24 protein-coding genes are annotated in these 20,290 nt (G+C 72.7%); 9 read left to right on the forward strand and 15 right to left on the reverse strand.

All coding sequences use genetic code 11. The features are described from left to right. Positions 1–25 precede the first annotated feature (25 nt). Together I847_RS0101435 and I847_RS26465 are read left to right on the forward strand one after the other, a co-directional pair. Complete coding sequence (locus I847_RS0101435) at positions 26–256, forward strand: hypothetical protein (protein ID WP_028048257.1); 231 nt, start codon at positions 26–28, stop codon at positions 254–256. A gap of 71 nt (positions 257–327) precedes the next feature. After that, the gene (locus tag I847_RS26465; RefSeq protein WP_155855942.1) at positions 328–474 is read left to right on the forward strand and encodes a hypothetical protein; all 147 of its coding nucleotides are present in this window, start codon (positions 328–330) and stop codon (positions 472–474) included. 44 nt (positions 475–518) lie between these two features. On the opposite strand, the gene I847_RS0101445 is transcribed toward I847_RS26465, so the two are convergent. The 3 genes from I847_RS0101445 to I847_RS21355 all read right to left on the reverse strand — a co-directional run bounded on the left by I847_RS0101445 (position 519) and on the right by I847_RS21355 (position 3,864). Next, positions 519–1,319 (reverse strand): SDR family oxidoreductase, encoded by an 801-nt coding sequence (locus I847_RS0101445; protein WP_028048258.1) that lies wholly within the window; start codon positions 1,317–1,319, stop codon positions 519–521. 90 nt (positions 1,320–1,409) lie between these two features. Beyond that, a complete protein-coding gene (locus tag I847_RS0101450) occupies positions 1,410–3,005 on the reverse strand; it encodes a RecQ family ATP-dependent DNA helicase (RefSeq protein ID WP_028048259.1) in 1,596 nt (531 codons plus the stop codon). A 7-nt stretch (positions 3,006–3,012) separates the two neighbouring features. Continuing rightward, positions 3,013–3,864 (reverse strand): SDR family oxidoreductase, encoded by an 852-nt coding sequence (locus tag I847_RS21355; protein WP_051274356.1) that lies wholly within the window; start codon positions 3,862–3,864, stop codon positions 3,013–3,015. A 264-nt stretch (positions 3,865–4,128) separates the two neighbouring features. Here I847_RS21355 and I847_RS0101460 point away from each other — a divergent pair, with 264 nt between their 5' ends. Then, entirely contained in the window at positions 4,129–4,569 is a 441-nt protein-coding gene (locus I847_RS0101460) for an Hsp20/alpha crystallin family protein (RefSeq protein WP_028048260.1), read from the forward strand. Between the two features lie 240 nt (positions 4,570–4,809). Then, complete coding sequence (locus I847_RS21360) at positions 4,810–5,775, forward strand: glycosyltransferase family 2 protein (RefSeq protein ID WP_051274357.1); 966 nt, start codon at positions 4,810–4,812, stop codon at positions 5,773–5,775. Positions 5,776–5,832: 57 nt separating this feature from the next. Here I847_RS21360 and I847_RS0101470 read toward each other — a convergent pair whose 3' ends face one another. The 6 genes from I847_RS0101470 to I847_RS21365 all read right to left on the reverse strand — a co-directional run bounded on the left by I847_RS0101470 (position 5,833) and on the right by I847_RS21365 (position 9,970). Continuing rightward, the gene (locus tag I847_RS0101470) at positions 5,833–6,411 is read right to left on the reverse strand and encodes a type 1 glutamine amidotransferase domain-containing protein (RefSeq protein ID WP_028048261.1); all 579 of its coding nucleotides are present in this window, start codon (positions 6,409–6,411) and stop codon (positions 5,833–5,835) included. Beyond that, positions 6,404–7,483 (reverse strand): YihY/virulence factor BrkB family protein, encoded by a 1,080-nt coding sequence (locus I847_RS0101475; RefSeq protein ID WP_028048262.1) that lies wholly within the window; start codon positions 7,481–7,483, stop codon positions 6,404–6,406. The genes I847_RS0101470 and I847_RS0101475 overlap by 8 nt, the downstream gene beginning before the upstream one ends. Positions 7,484–7,746: 263 nt before the next feature. Beyond that, positions 7,747–8,610, reverse strand: a complete 864-nt coding sequence (locus tag I847_RS0101480) for an NAD(P)H-hydrate dehydratase (RefSeq protein WP_028048263.1) — start codon at positions 8,608–8,610, stop codon at positions 7,747–7,749. Continuing rightward, a complete protein-coding gene (locus tag I847_RS0101485; protein ID WP_034608983.1) occupies positions 8,594–9,343 on the reverse strand; it encodes a histidine phosphatase family protein in 750 nt (249 codons plus the stop codon). Before I847_RS0101485 ends, I847_RS0101480 begins: the two co-directional genes overlap by 17 nt. A 22-nt stretch (positions 9,344–9,365) precedes the next feature. Continuing rightward, positions 9,366–9,599: a hypothetical protein gene (locus I847_RS0101490; RefSeq protein ID WP_155855943.1), complete on the reverse strand. Its 234-nt coding sequence runs from the start codon at positions 9,597–9,599 to the stop codon at positions 9,366–9,368. A 74-nt stretch (positions 9,600–9,673) separates the two neighbouring features. Continuing rightward, complete coding sequence (locus tag I847_RS21365) at positions 9,674–9,970, reverse strand: hypothetical protein (protein WP_051274358.1); 297 nt, start codon at positions 9,968–9,970, stop codon at positions 9,674–9,676. Positions 9,971–10,311: 341 nt separating this feature from the next. Here I847_RS21365 and I847_RS0101500 point away from each other — a divergent pair, with 341 nt between their 5' ends. After that, positions 10,312–10,863, forward strand: a complete 552-nt coding sequence (locus tag I847_RS0101500; protein ID WP_196804444.1) for a DUF2243 domain-containing protein — start codon at positions 10,312–10,314, stop codon at positions 10,861–10,863. On the opposite strand, the gene I847_RS0101505 is transcribed toward I847_RS0101500, so the two are convergent. From I847_RS0101505 to I847_RS0101520, 4 genes are all read right to left on the reverse strand, one after another. Further along, the gene (locus I847_RS0101505) at positions 10,846–12,471 is read right to left on the reverse strand and encodes a DNA polymerase ligase N-terminal domain-containing protein (RefSeq protein WP_028048267.1); all 1,626 of its coding nucleotides are present in this window, start codon (positions 12,469–12,471) and stop codon (positions 10,846–10,848) included. The genes I847_RS0101500 and I847_RS0101505 overlap by 18 nt on opposite strands. Continuing rightward, on the reverse strand, positions 12,468–12,860 hold the full coding sequence (locus I847_RS0101510) for a hypothetical protein (RefSeq protein WP_155855944.1): 393 nt from the start codon (positions 12,858–12,860) through the stop codon (positions 12,468–12,470). Before I847_RS0101510 ends, I847_RS0101505 begins: the two co-directional genes overlap by 4 nt. Before the next feature lie 92 nt (positions 12,861–12,952). Continuing rightward, positions 12,953–13,588, reverse strand: coding sequence for a class F sortase (locus I847_RS25270; RefSeq protein WP_051274359.1), 636 nt, complete (start codon positions 13,586–13,588; stop codon positions 12,953–12,955). Further along, the gene (locus I847_RS0101520) at positions 13,585–14,250 is read right to left on the reverse strand and encodes a DUF4142 domain-containing protein (RefSeq protein WP_051274360.1); all 666 of its coding nucleotides are present in this window, start codon (positions 14,248–14,250) and stop codon (positions 13,585–13,587) included. Before I847_RS0101520 ends, I847_RS25270 begins: the two co-directional genes overlap by 4 nt. Before the next feature lie 332 nt (positions 14,251–14,582). On the opposite strand from I847_RS0101520, the gene I847_RS25275 reads away from it, so the two are divergent. The 4 genes from I847_RS25275 to I847_RS21385 all read left to right on the forward strand — a co-directional run bounded on the left by I847_RS25275 (position 14,583) and on the right by I847_RS21385 (position 18,180). After that, positions 14,583–15,536 (forward strand): ANTAR domain-containing protein, encoded by a 954-nt coding sequence (locus I847_RS25275; protein WP_155855945.1) that lies wholly within the window; start codon positions 14,583–14,585, stop codon positions 15,534–15,536. A gap of 90 nt (positions 15,537–15,626) precedes the next feature. After that, on the forward strand, positions 15,627–15,992 hold the full coding sequence (locus I847_RS0101530; RefSeq protein ID WP_028048270.1) for a hypothetical protein: 366 nt from the start codon (positions 15,627–15,629) through the stop codon (positions 15,990–15,992). Further along, complete coding sequence (locus tag I847_RS0101535) at positions 15,989–16,708, forward strand: GAF and ANTAR domain-containing protein (RefSeq protein ID WP_028048271.1); 720 nt, start codon at positions 15,989–15,991, stop codon at positions 16,706–16,708. Before I847_RS0101530 ends, I847_RS0101535 begins: the two co-directional genes overlap by 4 nt. After that, positions 16,705–18,180, forward strand: coding sequence for a PP2C family protein-serine/threonine phosphatase (locus tag I847_RS21385; protein WP_051274362.1), 1,476 nt, complete (start codon positions 16,705–16,707; stop codon positions 18,178–18,180). The genes I847_RS0101535 and I847_RS21385 overlap by 4 nt, the downstream gene beginning before the upstream one ends. A gap of 27 nt (positions 18,181–18,207) precedes the next feature. Here I847_RS21385 and I847_RS0101545 read toward each other — a convergent pair whose 3' ends face one another. Continuing rightward, positions 18,208–19,188 (reverse strand): glycosyltransferase, encoded by a 981-nt coding sequence (locus I847_RS0101545; protein ID WP_196804445.1) that lies wholly within the window; start codon positions 19,186–19,188, stop codon positions 18,208–18,210. 4 nt (positions 19,189–19,192) lie between these two features. Beyond that, positions 19,193–20,074 (reverse strand): manganese catalase family protein, encoded by an 882-nt coding sequence (locus I847_RS0101550; RefSeq protein WP_028048273.1) that lies wholly within the window; start codon positions 20,072–20,074, stop codon positions 19,193–19,195. Positions 20,075–20,290 lie beyond the last annotated feature (216 nt).

Genomic DNA, 20,290 nt, shown 5'->3' on the forward strand with positions numbered 1-20,290 from the left:
GGGTGGCCCAGGAGAGGAGACGACGATGTCGGACAGCGAGACCGGTGACGTCACCGGCACACGGGACAAGGACTACAACGTGATCTGGTTCGTGGAGGCGTGCCTGAGCAACGTGCTGCGCCTCGAGACGTACATCGCCGACGCGGAGCGCGACGGCGACGGCGACCTTGCGGACTTCTTCCGGCGTGCACAGGCGGACAGCCGCAAAGGCGCGCAGCAGGGCAAGGCGATCCTGCGCGAGCGGCTCGCCGGATGAGGGTGCCCGACACCCAGTGGTCCGACGCTGTCGGATGCCGAGTGATCGAGCGGAGAGAAGAGAGGTCAGCGATGAGCGAGAAGACACCCGACCGGACCGACGTCCCGGATCTGCCGGAGGCCCTCGACGGGCTGCCGCACCCAGAACCGGCGGACTCGCCGCCGGCGTCGGAGGACCCGGCCAACCCTGACGCCCACGGGCCGATCATCCACGCCTGACGGCGCGCCACCCGGGAGCGTGCGGCGCTCCCGGGCGGCGGGGCTCACTCGTCGGACGGCTTGGTGAACCCGGCGTGCATGGCCGCCTTGGCGCGGTCGGGCAGCACCGCTGCCGCGGCGGTCTGCGACTTGACCTTCATCGAGTGCACCTCGATCTTGTCCTTCCCGGCCATGAGCGCGTCGAACGCCTCGGTCGCGACCTTCACCGGATCGTCCTTGGGCCCGCGGCCGACGCGCGTGTCGGTCATGTCCGCCCGCTCGAAGAACGCCGTGTCGGTCGGGCCGGGCAGCAGCGCCGTGACGGAGACCCCGGTGTCCTTCAGCTCGTGCCGCAGCGCCTCGCTGAACGACAGGACGAACGACTTCGACGCCGCGTACGTGGCGTAGTACGGGCCCGGCATGAGGCTCGCGGTCGACGCGGTGAACAGCACGCGGCCGGCGCCCCGTCCGACCATGTCCGGCACCAGGGCCTTGGCCAGCCGGACGGGCGCGACCACGTCGAGCGCGATGACCTCGAGGTCGCCCTCGAGCGGCGTCTCGACGAACGGCCCGCCCTGGCCGACGCCGGCGTTCAGGGCGAGTGCGTCGACCGGTCGACCCTGGCGGTGGACGGCGTCGACCAGCTCCTGGACGCCGTCGGGGGTGGTCAGGTCGGCCTGGACGGCGTGCGCCGTGATCCCGTCCCGCCCGAGCTCGTCGGCGACGGTGTGCACGCCGTCGTCGTCGGCCGTGACGAGGACGTCGTAGCCGTTCTCGGTGAAGACGGTGGCGAGCGCGAGTCCGATCCCGCTCGACGCCCCCGTGACGACTGCGAGCGGGTGTGGGGTGGTGGGTGTGGTGGTCATGGCGACCTCCGTGCAACGAGTGCGTGAGCGCCGCCTGCTTGGCGCTCGTCCGACCGTAAGCGCGAGGACGGCAACGCGCTCGCCCAACGGTCAGGCCGGGACGAGCAGCCCGGAGTCCAGCGCGATCTCCGTGTCGAGGGTGACGTAACCCCGTTCCTCGAACAGGACGGTGACGCGTTCCGCCTCGACGGCGCTGACGGTGCCCGGCCCCCACTGAGCGTGGACCACCCGCTGTCCACCGGTCAGCCGGGAGTCGACGACGTCGAGGCTCGTACCGGCGTCGCAGCTGTCGCAGGTGCCGCACCGGTCCGGGTGCCGTTCTCCCAGCAGCTCGAGCAGCAGGCGGCGTCGGCAGTCCGACGAGTCGGCGTAGGTCTGCACCAGGTCGACGCGCGACCGGTCCAGTGCGCGCAGGCGGTCGTGGCGCTCACGGAGCTCCCGCAGGGCCGTCGCGTCGTCCATCGTGCCCGGCCGCAGGCCCGCGGCCTCGTGCTGCACCGCGCCCACCTCGAGCAGCGCGCCGAGGGTGCGGGCCACGGTCCGCGACCCGAGCCTGCTCGTCGCGACGACCTGTCCGCGGTCCTTCGCACCGCCCCGGACGGCGCCGAGCACCGCCCGTACGGACGCGGGCCGAGGCCCGCCCGTCGAGGTGAGGAACCGGTTGAGTCCCACCTCGCCGGGCAGCACGGCGGCGATCGCCCGTGCAGCCTGCTCGTCGCGCCCGGCCCGCCCGACCTCCTGGTAGTACGAGTCGAGCGAGGGCGGCAGACCGGCGTGCACCACGAGGCGGACGTCCGCGCGGTCCACGCCCATGCCGAACGCGCTCGTCGCGACGAGGAGGTCCGTCCGGCTGCCCAGGAAGTCGTCCTGCACGCGTAGCCGCTCCGCGCGGGGGAGACCGGCGTGGTAGGCGTCGGACGGCCGGCCGGCGTCGGTGAGCGCGTCGGCGAGGGCGTCCGCGTGGCTGTGCGTGCGGGCGTAGACGAGCGTCGGTCCGGACTCCTCCAGCACGGTCCGCACCACGAGGTCGTCGCGGTCGCGTGCGGTCGCGCAGTGCTGCACGCCCAGCCAGATGTTCGGACGGTCGGCGTCGCGCACCAGCACCCGGGAGTCGGTCATGCCGAGCCGGTCGACGATCTCCTGGCGCACCCGTGGGGACGCCGTCGCGGTCATCGCCAGGAGCCGCGGTCGACCCAGCCGGCGGACGGTCGGGGCGATGCCGAGGTAGTCGGGCCGGAAGTCGTGGCCCCACTCGCTGACGCAGTGAGCCTCGTCCACCACCAGCAGCCCGACGTCGGCCGTCGCCAGGGCGTCCGTGACGTCGGTCTTGACCAGCTGCTCGGGCGCCAGGAGGAGGGCGTCGAGCCGGCCGCCCCGGGCCTCGTCGAGCGCGGTGCGGCGCTGTGCCGGCGTGCGCGCCGAGCTCACCGACGCCGCACGCAGACCTGCCGCGCGCAATGCCTCGACCTGGTCGCGCTGCAGGGCGAGCAGCGGGGAGACCACCACGGTGAGGCGACCCGTCAGCAGGGTCGCGATCGCGTACACCGCCGTCTTGCCAGCACCGCTGCGGGCGACCAGGAGCATGTCGTGGGTCGCGAGCTCGCGCAGCGCCTCGGACTGGATGTCGCGCAGCTGTTCGCCCGGGCCCAGGACGCGGCGAGCGGCGTCGTCGAGAGTCGTCGTCATCGAGCGCTCACGGGCGGCGCCAGTCGTCGGACTGCAGGTGCGATCCCGCCATCGGTCCCATCGTCAGCATGCCGCCGTCGACGGCCCAGGACGCACCCGTGACGTAGCCCCCGTCGGGCCCGCAGAGCAGCCGGACCACGGCGGCGACCTCCCGCGCATCGCCGGGACGCCGCAGGGGCACGCCCGGCCGCGCCGCGCCCTCGAACACCGACTCGTCCTCCTGGCCGGTCATCGGCGTCGCGATCTCGCCGGGAGCCACGGCGTTCACGGTGATCCCGTGCTCGGCCAGCTCCAGGGCGGCGACCTTCACGAGCAGGCCGAGCCCGCCCTTGGCTGCGCAGTAGGGCGCGCTGCCCACGCGGGGCGCGTGCTCGTGGACGCTGGTGATCGCCACGATCCGACCGCCCGTTCCCTGGTCCACCAGGTGCCGGGCGCTGCGCTGCAGGCACACGAACGCTCCGTCGAGGTCCACGGCCAGGACGTCGCGCCACTGCTGCCACGTGAGGTCGAGCAGGGGAGTGGCGGTGCCGGTTCCGGCGTTCAGGACGACGGCGTCGAGGCCACCCATCGCGGTCACGGCGTCGTCGACCACCGCCGGCGCGCTCGTCGGGTCCGTCAGGTCGAGGTGCAGGACGTGCGCTGTGGCACCGCGCGCGGCGATCTCGTCGGCGGTCCGGCGCGCCCCGTCCTCGTCCTGGTGCCAGGTGATGGCGACGTGCTCGGCGTCGTCGGACAGCTCGGCGGCGATCGCCTTGCCGATGCCCGAGTCCGCGCCTGTGACCAGCACACGGCGGGGACCGTGACCCGCGGTGGGGTCGGGGACGACGACCGCGCGGGTCGCCGTGGGGGTACTCGTCATGGGTCCACACCACCCTCGTGACCGTGGTGAGCGGCCATGTCTGGACCGGCGGAGCAAGCCTAGGCAGGGCTGCGCGGGTCCGCGACAGCACGCGACAGGCGAGCACCTCGGGCTCCCGCACGTGAGAAAAAAAGTGCCGCCGCAGGACTGGCACTCGCATGTGGAGAGTGCTAATTATGTGCCTGTAGCCAGTCCGAGAAGGGATCGGACAGCACCCCGGGGGCCGGGCGGTCCGGTACCCCAGACGCGAAGGAGGTGAGGGTCATGGCTACGCGATTCGACCCGTTCCAGGAGATCGACCGTCTGTTCGGTCAGCTGCTGACGGCGGAGCGGTCGTCCGCGACGATGCCGATGGACCTGTACAGGGCCGGTGACCACTACGTGCTGCACGTCGACCTGCCGGGCGTGGACCCGGGATCGATCGACGTGAACGTCGAGGACCGGAGCCTGACGATCCGCGCCGAGCGGACGTCGCACACGGATGGCGACGTCCAGTGGCTCGCCAGGGAACGCCCGTCCGGGACGTACGCCCGCCAGCTGGCCGTGAGCCGCGGCCTGGCGCTCGACTCGGTCTCGGCCACGTACGCCGACGGGGTCCTGACGTTGAGCATCCCCGTCGCCGAGGAGGCCAAGCCGCGCCGCATCGAGGTGCAGCACGCGGGTGACCAGACGCAGATCACGTCCGGGTCAGAGGCGAACGCCTGATCGACTGAGGCAGGGGCGCGTGCCGGCGAGCGAGAGCCGCCGCCAGGAGGCGCAGGGACGCCCTGTGCGGGCGAGCCGAGGCCTTCGCGCCCCTGCCACGTCGTCACCTCCCGGAGGTGTCTCTCGGTGACCACGAGCGTCCGACGGCGGCTCGAATTGCCGTGGGCGAGGTCTCGGCCGACGATGTCGGGGCAGCCATCGAGCACCTGGTGGGATCCTGCGAGGAGACGGGGACCCCACGTGCCGGACCGCCCTGGCCCCACGATCTCGGTCGTCATCCCCGTGCTGGACGACGCGGCTCTCCTGGAGAGGTGCCTGCAGTCGCTCGCCGCGCAGCAGGTGGCCCCGAGCGAGGTGATCGTCGTCGACAACGGCAGCGCCGACGACAGCGTCCGGGTCGCTTCGGGGCACGGCGCCGTCGTGGTGTCGGAACCGCGGCGCGGCATCGGCTATGCGGCGGCCACCGGCTACGACGCGGCCGGCGGGCAGATCATCGCCCGGTGCGACGCCGACAGCGTGCTGCCCAGCGACTGGCTGGCCCGGATCCAGCGGGCCTTCGCCGACGACGAGCGGCTCGGGGCGCTGACCGGGCCGGGCCGCTTCTACGACGCGCCGCCCGTCGTCTCGTGGTGTGCCGCGGTCTTCTACATGCGGCTGTACTTCGCGGTCATGTGGGTGACTCTCGGCCACACCTCGCTGTTCGGGTCGAACTGCGCCTTCCGGTCGCAGGCGTGGCGGGCGGTCCGCCGAGAGGTCCACGACGGTCCGGACGTGCACGACGACATCGACCTGAGCTACCACCTCGGCGCGGTGGCGGTCATCCGCTACGCCGGCACGATGCACGTCGGCATCTCCGCCAGACCGCTGCGGTCGGCCCGCGGCATGGCGGTGCGGTGGCGCAGGGGGCTGCGTTCCGTCGTCGTGCACTGGCCGCACGACTTCCCGTGGCTGCGCTGGTCCCGCCGGGACGGCCACGTCGACCGAGTGCCGTCGCCGGCCGGGCGGCGGCCCGAGGTCACGTCATCGATCGCCAGACCCATCGATCACCAGGAGGTCCTCGTGAGCAGCCCCATCCCCGACCCCGGACGGGTTCCCGACGGTCCCGACTTCACCGACCTGCCCGATGATCGGGACGTGGCGCCCGACACCCTCGCGAACCCGGACGGGCCCTCCGAGGACGCCGGGCCGGTCGAGCCCCCGGACTGACGGACGTGCGCCCTGCCGGGGGCCGCCGGCAGGGCGCACGTCCGAGTGCAGCGGCGCTCAGGCCCGAGCCGTGGCCCGTGCGACGACGGCCTTCGCCACGGCGGGCACGAAGTCGTCCAGGTCGCCGGGGTTGCGCGAGGTGACCAGCGGGAAGCCGCCCGTGTGGTCCGTGACCACCGGCTCGTCCGTCCAGCTGGCGCCCGCGTTGCGCAGGTCCGTCTGCAGGGACGCGTAGGACGTGAGCGACCGATCCCGGACGACGCCCGCCTCGATCAGGGCCCACGGCCCGTGGCAGATGGCGGCGATCGGCTTCCCGGCGCCGGCGAAGGAGCGCACGAGCTCGACCGCCTGGGCCTGCAGGCGCAGGTTGTCGGCGTTGATCGTGCCGCCCGGCAGCAGGAGCGCGTCGAAGTCGTCGGCCTGCACGTCACCGAACGTCGCGTCCGGGGTGACGCGCTGCCCCGGGTCCTGGTCGGACACGAGCGTCTGGACGGGTTCGGCGGAGTCCGCCGCCACCACGACGGTGGCGCCGTCGGCACGGAGCCGGTCGACGGGCACGACGAGCTCGTCCTGCTCGACGCCGTAGGTGGTGACGAGCACGAGGACCGTGTGCCCGGTGAGGTCGGTGTCAGTCATGATGCGGCTCCTTGTCCTTTCCTCGCGACTGCCGCAGAGCGCGGCCCTGTCGTTCGTCCTCTTCCTGCTTGGCCTGCTTCTTCTCGCTCGCCCTCGTGTCCCGGGGCGGAAGCTGGATCGACTTCTCGGCCTCGATGCCGCCCTGCAGCTCCCGCCCGCGCTCGAGCTCGGCGTCCAGCTCGCCGCCGAACAGGAGGGCCAGGTTCGTGATCCAGAGCCAGAGCAGCAGCACGATCACGCCGGCGAGCGAGCCGTAGGTCTTGTTGTAGTTGCCGAAGTTCGCGACGTAGAACCCGAGCGCGACCGACGCGACGACCCAGACCACGATCGCGACGACGGCGCCGACGCTGATCCACCGGAACTTGGGCTGCCGGACGTTGGGGGTCGAGTGGTACAGGATCGCGACGGCGATCACGACGAGCCCGACGATCACCGGCCACTTGACGATGTTCCAGACCGTCACCGTCGCGTCGCTGAGACCGATCGTCTGGCCGATGGAGCGCGCCACGCTGCCCGAGAGGACGACCGCCGCCACGATCACCACCGCGATGACGACGAGGACGAGCGTGACCAGCAGCAGCGCCGGTCGCAGCTTCCAGATCGGGCGACCCTCGTCGATCTCGTAGATGCGGTTCATCCCGCGGCTGAACGCCGCGACGTAGCCGGAGGCCGACCACAGCGCCAGCAGGAGGCCGAACACCATCGCGAACCCCGCCGCCGGCGCCTCGGTGAGCTGGGTGAGGATGGGTTCGAGGCTGTCGACGGCGGACGCGGACCCGACGTCGCCCACGATGTCGAGCACCTTGTCGACCATCGTCTGCGGGTCGCCGAGCAGCCCGAGGATGGAGACGAGTGCCAGCAGCGCCGGGGCGATCGCCAGGACCGCGTAGTAGGTCAGGGCCGCCGCCAGATCGGTGCACTGGTCCCTGTTGAACTCGCGCAGGGTCTTGCGCAGGACGTAGATCCAGGACGGCTTGGTGATGTCGTCGGGGGAGGCGGGCTTGCTCGAGTGCTCGGGCGACGGGGCCGAGTCCTTGGCGGTGCTGCGTGTGCTCTGCGTGTCATGCGTCATGGGTTCGACCTCGTCTCGCGTGCTGGGCGGGCCCCTGGGCGCGCCGGGCCGGGTGGGAGCGGGCTGGCGCGGGCGACTGCTCCGTACGGGGCTGAGCGCGATGAGCGCTGGCGTGGTGTGTCTGTGGCGTGCCGCGAAGCGGCCGACCTGCCGATGTCCGGCGACGTGTCCTGTCCCGGGCGACGGTGTACGACGGGACTGCTTCCGCCTGAGTCTCGGACGCTAAGCCGGAACAGAGGCGCCCGCCACTCGGGGAGCGACGGCTACGGGGAGAGCTCGGTCAGCAGCGCAGGAACCTCGTCGACGAGCTCTCGTGCGAGGTAGCCGACACGGCCGACACGCACCGCCAGTCGGTCGCCCGCGGCGGCGTGCAGGTGCGTGGCCCAGCAGGCGGCCTGCTCTCGCTCCGCACGTCGGGCGAGCAGGCCGACGAGCAGGCCCGCCAGGACGTCTCCGCTGCCCGAGGTGGCCAGACCGGAGGACCCTGTGGCCATCTGCCACGCCCGCCCGTCCGCTGCGGCGATCGTGCCCCGGCAGCTGACGACCGCCCCGTACTTTGCGGCGATGCGTCGGGGCGCGTCGTCGCCGACCTCGTCGACCCCCAGGAGCATCGCCGCCTCCGTGGGGTTCGGCGTGAGGATCAGCCGACCGGCGAGCGCGGAAGCCACGTCCGGGATCCGGGGCAGGACGCCGAGGGCGAACGCGTCGAGCAGCACCGGCGTCCTCCTGCCGATCCGCGGCGTGAGCGCCTGCAAGAGGTCGACGGTCCGGTCGGGGTCGTCGAGCCCCGGGCCGACGAGCACCGCGTGCGCTCCGCCGAGGTCGCCGTCGAGGAGGTCCGTCCCGGTGCCCTCCAGAGCGCCGGAGTCCGTCTCGGGCAGGCCGAGCACACCGGCCTCGGGGAGGGCGACCGCCAGGTGGACCGCCACCGACCGGGCCACCGCGAGGGTCAGCCGGCCGGCGCCCACACGCAGGGCCGCGGTGCCGGCGAGCATCGCCGCTCCGGGCGTGGACCGCGCTCCGCCCACGACGACGACCGCTCCGCGGGAGTACTTGGTGCCGCCCGGCGCCGGCAAGGACCAGTCGCGGAGCACCGCCGGGGTGAGGGTCTCAGTGCGGGAGGGCATCGGCGTCTCCTCTGTGCTCCGTGGCCGGCGTTCCCCGGCGTGCCAGGTGGTCGTCCTCGTTGACCACCAGCGCCGTCCACGTGTCGGCGTCTCGCACGAGGCGGGTGACCGCCGCGTTCCGCACCGGATGGTGGCGAGCCAGCTCCAGGACCTCCAGCTCGGAGAGGCTCTCGCAGACGTAGCGGATCGACATGATCACCGCGTCGTGGGACACGACGAGGACGCGCGCACCGTCCAGCGACCGGTCGAGGTCAGCGAGGAACGACCGCACGCGGAGCACCAGGTCCGCCCAGGACTCCCCGCCCGGTGGGCGGTAGTAGAACTTGCCCAGCTGCCGGCGCCGTCCGCTCTCCGACGGGAACCGCGCGTCCGCGCCGAGCGTCGTCAGCCGGTCCAGAATGCCGAGCTCGCGGTCGCGCAGCCGCTCGTCCTGGTGCAGGACCAGTCCGGAACCCGCCTCCCGCATCCCGATCGTCGCCGTCTGCACGGCCCGCACGTACGGCGAGCACCAGGCCACGTCGGGCCCGTCCCCGCGGCGCTCCATGAGCCACGAGCCGAACGCGGCGGCCTGCTGCTCGCCCAGCGGTGACAACGGCGTGTCCGCGTCGCGCGTCTCGAGCTGGAGCTCCTCGCGGCCGGCTCGCTCCGCCTCCGTCGCCGCGACGTTGCCGACGCTCTCCCCGTGGCGCACGAGGATCAGCTCACGCACTCCGCTGTGTCGCCGCTCGGGCACCGCCACCTCCTACGCCGCCGGCTCAGGCCGAGTTGACCGGTCCGTCGGCGACCGGCGGGTCGGACGGGTCGGCCGGTGCGACGGGAACCTGCCGGTCCGACCTCTCGTCCCTCGGGTCGACGAGTCGCTCCGGTCGGCTGAGCACCGCCTCCGCCACGTCGTCGGCGGCGTTGGCGATGGAGGGGGAGGGGTCGTGGCGGTCCTCCACCACCGGTTCGGGAGTCCCGGTCTCGTCGAAGCGCCGTTCTGCAGTCACTGGAGGCTCCTACGTCTCGCGAGGGTCGCTGTGGCAGACGGGGCGGCGGGCCGAGGCCCACCGCCCCGCACGGGTCATTCGGCGGATGCCACATCCTGCAGGGAACCGCTGCTCCTGGCGCCGTCCCCGTCCTGCGGCGAGGTGGCAGAGGTCCCGTCCTTGGTCAGCTCGGAGATGAACTGGTGGCAGCGCTGCGCGCGCTGCGAGTCCTCGCTCATGACCTGCTCGAAGAACGAGGCGATCTCGTCCTTGCCGGCGTTGCGTGCGTCGCGCACGTACTGGCCGTAGTCGTGGCCGGCCTTGAGTGAGTGGTACTGCACGGAGATGAGGTCGAACGTGACGTCGTCGAACCCGGTCTCGCCTGTCGCCATGGTTGGTCTCCTCGACGTGTGGGACGCCGAGCGCTGTGTCCCGGCTCCCTGGTTGCCAGCCCTCTGCTTGACCGACCTTCACGCTATCCGGCCGTCGCGCGGGTGCAACCGGGCGGAGCCGGACCGACGCGGCAGGCTCCGGCGGGCGTCGCCGAGCCCTGCGAACGGGCTCGCGCAGGAGGGGTCGCCCGTCCGTTGGCGGCACTGCCGGGGCCGCCGTAGCGTGGGCGAACTCTTCTCGGTGAAGACGGCGCCGACCGAGATCGCGACCCGGCCCAGCGCTGCACGAGCGCCCGCGCGGACCCGAGCACCGGTCGGTCGTCGCGGGACATGGACGGCCGATGACCATGGCGACGCCCGGCGCACCCACCGATGCTCGGTTCCGGATCCCCGATCGGGCGCCCGCGCTCGTGCTCGGCGTGGGCCTCGGCGGATTCGTCGACGGGATCGTGGTGCATCAGCTGCTGCAGTGGCACCACATGATCAGCGACACGCACGGCCATCCCGTCACCACGGTCGCCGGGCTGCGTGCCAACACGCTCGCCGACGGGCTGTTCCACTCGTTCACCTGGGTCGTGGTGGTGGTCGGCGTGGTGCTGACGATCGTGTCCTGGCGACGCGGCCGGCTCGCTCCGACGTGGCGGTTCCAGATCGGTCTCCTGGTGGCGGGCTGGGGCGCCTTCAACCTGGTGGAGGGCGTCGTCGACCACCAGATCCTGGGCATCCACCACGTCCGCGACGATCTCGGCGGGCCGCTCTCCTGGGACCTCGGCTTCCTGGCCGTCAGCGCCGCGTTGCTCGTGGGCGGCTGGACCTGGCAGCTCTCCGGCCTGCGCGAGCTCACGACGCGGAACGCCCGGGCTGACGTCGGCGAGCTACCCCAGCGGCGGTAGCTGCTGGTCGCCCGCGAGGACCGCCCGGAACGGGTCCCCGCGCTCGGCGAGCCGGTCCATGATCGTCGAGATCGTGAAGGCGTCAGGCCTGAGCCACGGCTCGTCCAGCTCGTCCCAGGTGATCGGCGCGGAGACCGGGGCACCCGCTGCAGCTCTCGGGCTGTACGGGGCGACGAGGGTCTTGTTGATCGCGTTCTGCGTGTAGTCGAGCCGTGCCTGACCGCCCCGCTCCCGCACCTCCCAGCGCCAGCTCACGAGCTCCGGGACGACCTTGCCGATCGTGCGGGAGAGCTTCTCCACCCAGGCGCGCGTCTCGTCGAAGCCCGGCCCGGCGGAGATCGGCACCCAGATCTGGATGCCGCGTCGTCCGGTGAGCTTCGGCTGTGCCTGGACCTGCAGGTGCTCGAGCGCGTCACGGTGCAGGCGGGCCAGCAGGAGAACGTCCTCCCAGGCGGTCGACGGGCCGGGGTCGATGTCGATGAGGGCATACGTCGGTCGGTGCGGATCGGCGACCTGGGACGTCCACGGATGCCACTCGACGGCACCGAAGTTCGCCGCCCACACGAGCGCCGCGGGCTCGTCGACCACGAGGTAGGTGGTGGTCTCGTCGCCCTCCGCCTCCGGGTTGTCCCACCGGCCGATCCAGGCGGGGGCGTGGACGGGCAGCTGCTTGTGCCAGAAGCCCGGCCGGTCGACGCCGTTCGGGTACCGGTGCATGTTCAGCGGTCGCCCTCTCAGGTACGGGAGGACGACCGGCGCGATGCGGGCCGCGTACCGCACGAGGTCACGTTTGGTGACCGGGTCCTCGCCCGCACGCCCGGGGAAGAGGACCTTGTCGAGGTTCGTGAGGCGCAGCCGCCTCCCGAAGACGTCCCACGACCCGCCGGCAGGCAGGGCGTCGAGCCTGCCGAGGTCGTCGGGCGTCGGCCCCTGCGCGTGGACCGGATGCAGGTCGATGGACGCCTCGGCTGCCGGCAGGTCCGAGCGCCAGAGCCGGTCCGGGTCCGCCAGGACCTCGTCGTTGGTGCGCCCGCTGAGCACGGACCGGGCATGGTCCTCGGGATCCCAGCCGGGGACCGCGTGGTCGTCCCGCTTGTGCAGGAGGAGCCACTGCTCCTTGCCGCGCCGGTCGGACTCGCCACGCCGGATCAGGACCACGCGGCCGCGGAGCTTGGACCCGTGGAGCTCGGCGTGCAGCTCGCCCGCCTCCAGCTCGGCTCGCGGGTCCTCGCTCTTGTACGGCTCCCACGTGCCGTGGTCCCAGACGATGACGTCCCCGCCGCCGTACTCGCCGGCCGGGATCACACCCTCGAAGTCCATGTACTCCAGCGGATGATCCTCCACGTGCACCGCCATGCGGCGCGCGCCTGGGTCGAGGGTGGGCCCACGCGGCACGGCCCAGCTGACCAGCACGCCGTCGATCTCGAAGCGCAGGTCGTAGTGCAGCCTCCGGGCCCGGTGCCGTTGGACGACGAACCGGCGACCCGTGCGCGGCGGTCCCACCCGCGGAGCCGCACCGGCGGGCTCCGACGTCCGGGCGAAGTCACGCTTGGACCGGTAGGTCTCCAGCTCCTCGGAGCCGCGACGTCGCGCCTCCACGCTCGTCATGCCCGATAGGGCTCGGCGGTCCGAGCCCCCGAGTAGGTGCGGGTGGCTTGTGCGAGCCGTCGCAGGTCGTGGCCGGCGAGGCGCCGGGCGCGCATCCGAGCGAGCGTGCCGGGGGTGCTCGCCCGGGTGTCCTCCCGGCCCGCGATGAGCAGGCGCGTGGTCCCGCCCTCGGGCAACAGGTAGACGGTGACCCGGTAGCGGACCCCCGCCCACTGTGCCCGGCCCCGGGCGGCGACGCCGGTCGAGCTGGGCCGCAGCCGCAGGTCGGTGTGCCGCAGGTGCAGCAGGTGGTGGCTGTTCTCGTCCGAGCGGCCCGCCCGCAGGAGCGCGGACCACACCATGCTGGGGGTGCCGGGGCAGTCGACCCGGTGCACCGTGGAAGAAGGCACAGGAACCCCGCCTCGCGGTCGTCGCTCAGCCGCCTTCTCCGGCTCGTTCCACGATCGCACGCGACCCCGCCGCGCGCGACACGTCGTCAGCACTACGCGGGCGTCGCGATCAGGATGATGTTGTCGCTGTAGTGACCGCTGCGTCGGTCGAACGTGCCGCCGCAGGTGACGAGGACCAACCGGCGATCCCCCCTGAGAGTGAAGAGGTCGAGCGGCAGGTCCGGCTTGGCGACGGAACGCCGCTGGGAGAGCGTGTACGGGTAGACGCGGCCGGTGGAGTCGACCACGGTGATCGCCGTGCGCATCGGCGCGCGGATGAGCGTCGACATCGGCCCTGCGCCGTACTGGACGGCGTCGATGTGCGCGACGAGCACGACGCTGCCGGCGGCCCCGGACGGCGCAGCACCCGCGGACCACCAGCCGAAGGTCGACGGGTCGGCGGGGATGTCGAGCGCCCCTCCGGGGGCCGCGAGGACCGGGACGACGCCCGCCTGGATGCCGAGCGATCCCACCGAGATGCTCACGGGCGCCGCCTCCCCGGCGGGAGGTGCGGCAGGTGCCTCGGCCGCCCGGGTGGGCCTGGCTGGTTCGGGGGTGGGCGTGGCCCGGGAGGCAGCTGTCGACGCGTGCACGGCCGCGGGCTGGGCGAGGACGAAGCCGCCCGCGCCCAGCAGGACGAGACCGAGGACGCACCACACGGCCGCCCAGCGTCTCCGCCCCGCGGTCACGGCACGTCGACCGTGCCACGGCGACGGAGCAGCGTCCCCCCGGCGAGCAGCAGGGCGAGCGCGCCGGCGACGAGCAGGGCAGTCCCGACGGCGCTGAAGGACCGAGCGGCCTGGCCGCCGCTTCCCGCCGAGACCGAGGAGGGCACGCCGTAGGCCGGTGCTGCCGCAAGGAGCTCGTCGAGATGGTGCTGGACCACGGGCGCGGCAGCGCTCGCCAGGTTCTTGACGGTCGGGTCGGACCCGCTCGCGAGCTCGGTGGCCCCAGCCGCAAGAGTCGCCCGGTGCGCCGTGATCTGGCTGGTGATCCAGGCGGTGTCGAACGCCGCTCCGGTCTTCGCCTTCACGGACGCCAGCTCTGCCTGCTGCTCAGGCGTCGGCGAACCGGGAAGCGTCACGCCGAGCTGCGTGGCGGCTGCGGTGAGGTTGGCGTCCAACGTCGTGTGGTCGTCGATGAGCATCTGGCCGAGCCGTCGTACGGTGTCGGACGCGCCTTGAGCGACGGCCGCCTGACCGGCGGCGATCTCGGCGAGGTTGCCCTGGTGGGCGAAGACCATCCAGGACTGGTCCTGTGCGGACGGTGCGGCCTGGGCGGTGGGGGCGGCCAGGACGAGTGCGGCGACGGCGACGACGCCGGCCAGGGCGGTGCGACGGAAGTGCTTCACGGGAACTCCGATGGGGGGTGGTGACACCCGGCGCTTCGCGGCGGGTCCGGCCGCCCTGCTGGACCCGTGGAAGAACCGTAGGCGCAATCCGCCGGCCCGCAACAGCGCGGGGTGTCGGCACGATCGTCCAGGACACCGGGTGGGCTTCGGCGCGTGACCCCTCGGCGACACGCACGGATGCCTGGTCCCGTCGCGATTCGCGCCAGGTCGGCCTACTCTCGAAGTGGCGCCTTCGTCCGTCGACCCCGTCACTGGTCGACTGGTCACGTCCCGTCGGGTTCAGCCTGGAGCCCGTGCAGGCCGTCCAGGACGCGGTGCCGTGGGAGGGCCTTGTGACTACCTCGGTGCGAGTAGGTCGGTTCAGCTTTTCGCCGGAGGCGACCCGGTGGGCCTGGTCCGACGAGATGTTCGCGCTGCACGGCATGGCGCCGGGTGACGTGGTGCCGACGCGCGCCCTGTTCCTGAGCCACGTGCACCCCGGCGATCGCGACCAGGTGGCCGACGTCCTCCTGGGAGCCGAGGACGGGACCCGCGCATGCTCGTACCGGCTTCTCGACCTGTCCGGCGCGCAGCACGACGTGGTGGTCGCCGCGGCGCGCAGCGAGAGCGGTGCCGTGCAGGGCTTCGTCGTCGACGACACGCAGCAGCGCAGTCGCGCTGTCGCGGCAGCGGTCAACGAGCAGCTGAAGGTGGCGTTGGAGTCGCACGCGGTGATCGACCAGGCCAAGGGCATGCTCATGATGACCTACGGCATCGACGACGGGTCGGCGTTCAACCTGCTGCGCTCGGCATCCCAGCAGCACAACGTGCGTCTGCGCGCACTCGCGGAACGGCTGGTCGACTCGGCCCGGTCCCTCAGCGGGCAGGACGTCGTACCCCGGGCCGTCATGGACGAGCTGTTCGTCCGTGCGATCGACGACCGGCGGCCTGCAGCGCCGCACGGCCCGAGCGCGACCGTGGAGCTCGACGAGCTGCCCGCGGGCCCCCGCCTGCGGGTCCACGGCGAGGTCGACCTGACGTCGATGACGGAGCTGGACGCCGCACTGAGCAGGCTGCTCGAGACGGCTCGGCCGCGGGGCCGGGTGGTCGTGGACCTCAGCGACGTACCTCAGGTCGGTGCCGCCGCTCTGGACGTGCTCCGCGCGGCGCAACGTCGCTGCGCTGCCCGGGCGATCACGATGGAGGTCGTCGGAGCGGGCGCCGAGCACCCGCCCGAACCGCACGCCGCCTCCGCCTCCCGGTCGGCGGGGCACCCGGACCGCGGGCTGGTGCCGCGCCTCCGGTGACGCCTCGCTCGGTCGGCTGAGGCCGAACGGCGAGCGACCTACAGTGGCCCTCGAGCTGGCGGGGCTTCGGCGTTGACGCCTGGAGATCGAATGCCCACACCCGCCACTCGCTCGCATGCCGTTCCCGTCCGCCGTCGGCCGTTCGTGGTGCTCGTGCTCCTCCTGCTGCTCCTGCCCGCCGCCGCGGTACTGCTCGGGGCAGCGGCCACCCAGGGCACGCCGGCGGGCGCGGTGCAGGGTGCCGCGTCCGACGAACCCCTTCCGCAGACGACCAACTACGACGACCGGGTCGGCGGACCGCACCAGGACACGCCGGAGGAGGAGACCGGCCGCGCCGTGACGCCTGTCCGCTTGGCGCTCATCGCGACCGTCGTCGTCGTCACGGCGGGCATCGTCACGACCCTCGCCGTTCGGGCCCGTCGGCGCCGACGCGCGGCGGAGGGTGACCTGTCATGACCTCCCCGGTGGTGCCCGACGAGCTGCGGGCAGCGGTCGAGCTGTCGTCCGGGGCCGTCATGACCGACGCGACCGTCGACACGTTGCTCAGCCTGCTCACCACCGCGGCGCAGCGCGTCGTCCCCGCGGGGTCCGGCGCCGGCCTGACCATCGGCGGGCCGGACTCCGCGATGAGGTCCGTCGCCGCCACCGACGAGGAGGTCGAGGCGCTCGACGCCCTCCAGTACGAGCTCGACGAGGGACCGTGCCTGACCGCCTGGCGCGACCGGGTGGTCGTGCGGATCGACGACGTCGCGACGGAGCGACGATGGCCCAGGTGGTGTGCCGTCGCGGCGCAGCGGAAGCTGGCCTCTTCGCTCAGCGCACCTCTCGTGGTGGGAGACACGGCGCTCGGCGCGGTCAAGGTCTACGCGCACACTTCCGGCCGCTTCGGCGAGCACGACGAAGCGACCCTTCGTGTCTTCGCCGCACAGGCAGCCGTCCTCGTCGGGCAGGCGCGCGCCTACGGTCGAGCGGGCGATCTCACTCAGCATCTCGGCGCCCTCCTACGGCAACGGGACGACATCAACCGGGCGTGCGGCGTGATCATGGAGCGCGAGGGCGTCACGGCCGACGCCGCCTACACCTACCTGATGAGCCTGGCGGAACGGGACGGTCACACGGTCCACGAGGCGGCTGCGCGCCTGGTGCGGCGGACGGGCAAGGTCCGTCGGTGACCGGCCGAACCCTGTTCGCGGAGCACCAGCGGCAGCTGATCAGGGCGGCGGTAGCCCGGACGCAGCTGTCGGCGGACGAGCTCTGGCAGCGCTCCTTCGCTCTCGGCGCGACGATCGGCCCGGGTGACCTGACGGCGTACCTGGGTGGTGAGATCGCGCTGCCCCCGCAGGAGGCGGACCGTGTGGCGCTCGCCGTCAACGAGCGCCTGGACCACGTGAACTACCGACAGCGGGCGCCGTACTCGCGCACGATCCGTCAGCTGGACAAGCCCGGCGGGCCGCTCGCTGCGCTCACCCAGCTGCTCCGCGCCACGCATCTCGCGGCCCCGGACGTCCTGCCTCGTGCGGTCGAGCTCGGGGCCGAGGAGCTCGGGGTCCGCGCGTTCGCCTACCTCGTCGACGACACGGACCAGGTGCTCGTCCCGGTAGGTGGTGCGTCCCGGCGGAGCACGGTGCAGGACGTCGACGCGACGCTCGCCGGGCGGGCCTACCGCCTCGTCGAGACGCAGCGCACCACGACCGACGGGCCGCGCCTCTGGATCCCCATCCTCGACGGAGCGGAGCGACTCGGCGTGCTGGAGGTGGAGCTCCAGGACGCGCGCGACCTCGACGACCCGGTGCTTCGTCGCCAGTGCTGGTGGTTCACGCACTACCTCGGGCATCTGGTCACCGTGCTCGACGCCTACGGCGACAGCATCGACTCCGTCCGGCGGCAGGGCGACCGGCAGATCCAGTCCGAGCTCGTCCGTTCCCTGCTCCCGCCGCTGACGGCGGGCTCGGACAAGGTCCTGATCAGCGGTCGTCTCGAGCCGGCGGACGCGGTCGGTGGGGACATCTTCGACTACGCGATCGCCACCGATCGGCTCCAGCTCATGGTGGCCGACGCGACCGGGCACGATCTGCACGCCGGTCTGGCCGCGGCCGCGGGCCTCGCCGCCTACCGGCACGCGCGACGCGCAGGACACGGACTGCTCCAGCAGGCGGAGGCCGTCGACGCCGCGATCGAGAGCCAGTTCCGCGGTTCCATGTACGCGACGGGCGTCGTCGCGCAGCTCGATCTCGACACGGGGGAGTGGCGCTACGTCAACGCGGGACACCCGGCGCCGCTGCTGGTGCGCGACGGTCGCGTCGTGCGGGAGCTGGACGGCGGCCGGCGGCCCCTGTTCGGGCTGGAGGCGCGCCACACGGAGGTCGCGTACGAGCGACTCGAGCCGGGAGACATGGTGCTGCTCTACACGGACGGCATCGTCGAGGCGCGGGACCTGGCCGGGACGATGTTCGGGCTGGACCGGCTCGCCGGCATCCTCGAGCGCTCGGCTGCCGATGACCTGCCGCTCCCGGAGGTGCTGCGGCGCATCCGTGGTCGCATCCTCGAGCACCAGGGCGGCGTCCTGCAGGACGACGCCACGCTGGTCCTCGTCCACTGGACCACGCAGGGTCAGATCGCGTTGGAGCCGGACGCGTCCGCGTGAGCCGTCGGCCGACGTGCTCGGGTCAGCTCACAGCGTCGCGCGACGGCGCAGCGCCGACTCCCGTGACGCTGCTCGCACGATGCGACGCCCGCGGTACGGGACGCCGCCCCGGAGCCGGAGAACGAGAGCGACCCACGAGCACACCCCGCGCTCGAGAAGCCACACCGGAGCCCACAGGACGCTCACCGGTCGATAGTGCGCCCGTCCGCCGGCGCGCGTCGCACCGTGCCACGCGACGAGCACGGCGGCGGACAGCAGGGCGAGGACCGGCGCCGCCCGGCGGCGACGGAGGGCCCAGAGCAGCACCGGCAGGACGGCCGACTCGGCGACCAGTCGAGGTGGCTGGCCGAAGCTGTCGTAGGCCTGCCGGACGCGCTGCGACCAGAAGTGCGCCGCGGAGGGCGGCCGACGCTCGACGAACAGGTCGTCGGCGCGCACCTCGGTCCCACCGTGCGCCCGGACGGTGCGGATGAGCTCGAGGTTCTCGAACAGCACGTCCCCCTCGTACCCGCCGGCCCGCAGGAGGGCCGAGCGGCGCACCACGAGCGTGCCCGGGTAGTCCGAGCCGAGCGCCCGGTTCACCAGGATCCGGCCGGTGTCCCAGCGCGCGTGCCACGGGGCGGGTGCGAACACGTTCTGCACGCGCAGCACGTCGGCGGGCCCCAGCCTGGCCAGTGACTCCTGCAGCTGCCGTGCATCCCAACGGACGTCGTCGTCGGCGACCACCACCACCTCGTGCCGAGCGAGGTGCACGCCGGTCATCACCCCGGCGACCTTCCCGTTGGCTCCCGGCCAGCGCTCGGGGCGGACGTGCCGCACCCGTGACCCCCACCGCTGGGCGTGTCCGGCGAACACCTCGTCCGGGGAGCCGTCCACGACCGTGACGTCGACGTGGCGGACCAGGTCGGCGAGGTACGTCGTCAGGTCCTCCAGGTCGTCGTCCCGCTCCCAGCGCAGCGGCAGGACGTACTCGGCGTCCAGCCGCTGCGCCGGGGGGAGCGTATTCACCGGGTCACTCCTTGTGGAGCCTGTCCTGCACCACCCCGGCGATCTTCTCCACCGCGTTGGGCAGGTCCGTCGTCCCGTAGAACCGAGCGTCGGGACGGGTCGGCGCCGGCATCGGCACGCCGGTCGGCGGCTCGGCGACGTAGGTGAACTCGCCCTTGCCGTCCGGGGTGGGCCCGGACGCCCAGCTGCCCTCGTCGGCGTGGGTTCCGTCGGAGAAGTTGATGTACTGGTAGGCCACCTCGCGGTCCTCCTTCTGCAGGGGGAAGTTGCTCGGCACCGGCAGCTCCTCCGCGCCCTCGGCCCGCAGCTCGGCAGCCGCCGCGAGCCACTGGTTCTGGTGCATGGTGTCCCGCGCCAGCAGGAAGCCGAGCAGGTCCCGCACGCCGGTGTCGTCGGTCATGTGGTAGAGCCGGGCGACCTGAAGACGGCCCTGCATCTCTGCGTTGGCGTTGGCGGTGAAGTCGGCCAGCAGGTTGCCGCTCGCCGTGATGTACGACCCGGACCACGGGTTTCCCATGCTGTCGACCGGTCGGGCCCCGGCACCGGCCACGATGGCCTGCTGGAGGTCGGTCCCGCCGAGCACGGCCGCGACGGTCGGGTCGTCCTGCATCGCGCCCTCGGCGACGCCGACCGGTGCCTTCTCCAACAGCTGGGCGATCATCGTCGCGAGGATCTCGACGTGGCCGAACTCCTCGCTGCCGATGCCGAACAGCAGGTCCCGGTACTTTCCGGGCACGTGGATGTTCCAGGACTGGAACGCGTACTGCATGGCCACCGTGATCTCGCCGTACTGGCCGCCGAGCACTTCCTGGAGCTTGCGCGCGTAGACGGCGTCGGGGCGGTCCGGCTTGGCCTGGTGCTGCAACGTCTGACGGTGAAGGAACATCGACAACTCCCCGATGCTGGCCGCCGGCACAGACCGACGGCGGCTGGTCTCCAGGCTGGGGGGAGCGCAACGCCTGAGGCGTCCGCAGGTCCTTCCGGCCTGGGGGCGCCGACGCGTTGCTTGCATCGGTGCTCGTCGTACCCCGGGTGAGGGGGTCGTTCGATCGACGGTAGACCTCCGCGCGCGGAGCGCAACCGGTGCTTCGACGCGCGTCAT

The sequence above is a fragment of the Cellulomonas sp. URHD0024 genome (assembly GCF_000426185.1).
Classification (GTDB): Bacteria; Actinomycetota; Actinomycetes; order Actinomycetales; family Cellulomonadaceae; genus Cellulomonas.